Genomic DNA, 916 nt, shown 5'->3' on the forward strand with positions numbered 1-916 from the left:
ACAATCAAGCCAGGCTGAGGATGTTCTTTCCCACAAGCTTGTAAGAAGCAATCCCTCACCAGTTTATCTTGCATCCGTGAAGACATTGACCAGCCTACAATCTTACGTGAAAAAACGTCGATATTCACGGCTAAGTATAAGGTGCCTTCTTTGGTAGGGATATAGGTCATGTCTCCCAGCCATACTTTATTAGGAGCTGTTGCTTTAAAGATCTGATTAATTAAATTGGGTCTTGAAAGCGAAGCTCCTTTTCTGTTGTAATGTTTATATCTATAACGGCTTCCCTTGGCATAAAGTCCCATCAAGTGCATCAGTTTTCCAACACGTTTCGTGTTGGTCATAATACCAGTATTATGAAGTACCTTGGTAATTCTGACCGCACCATAGCGTCCCTTATGCTCATGAAAGACAGCTTTTATCTTCTCTGAGAGAATTTCTCTCTCCACTTGTTGTTTTGAAGGACGACGATGCATGTATTCATAGAAACCTGAGCGAGAAACCTTAAGAACTTTTACTGCATGCTTAATTTTTATCTTCCCATGATGTTTCAAGAGAAATTCAAAACGTTTTACTTGCTTCGCTTCAAGAAGACCCGGAACTTTTTTAGAAGTTCAAGTTCCTCCTGAAGATAACGATTTTCTTTCTCTAACAATTTAATCTTATGTTGGGCATTAGCTAGGGCTGTCCCATTGCCTGGAAAAGCACTTTCTCCATATTCTTCAACTTCTTGAACCCAGCGATAAAGACTATTGGCATGAACCTCAAGCTCTTGGCTGACTTCTTTAACAGAGTAACCCTCTTCAAGAATGAGTTTTACTGCAGAATTTTTAAATTGTTTATCGAATTTTCTTCTTGCCATAATAAACCTTTCCACGATTTCTCTTAACTTTGTGTCTAGTTTATTATAACCTTTCCA

Annotated in this window: 1 pseudogene; it reads right to left on the bottom strand. The window is 38.5% G+C overall.

Annotated elements, in window-relative coordinates:
• Positions 1-859 (bottom strand): annotated as a pseudogene (locus tag K6V48_RS11645) (IS3 family transposase); the annotation flags it as partial.
• Positions 860-916: the final 57 nt, after the last annotated feature.

Origin of the sequence: Streptococcus suis (genome assembly GCF_019794555.1) — a bacterium.
In the GTDB taxonomy this organism is placed as follows: Bacteria; Bacillota; Bacilli; order Lactobacillales; family Streptococcaceae; genus Streptococcus; species Streptococcus suis_AB.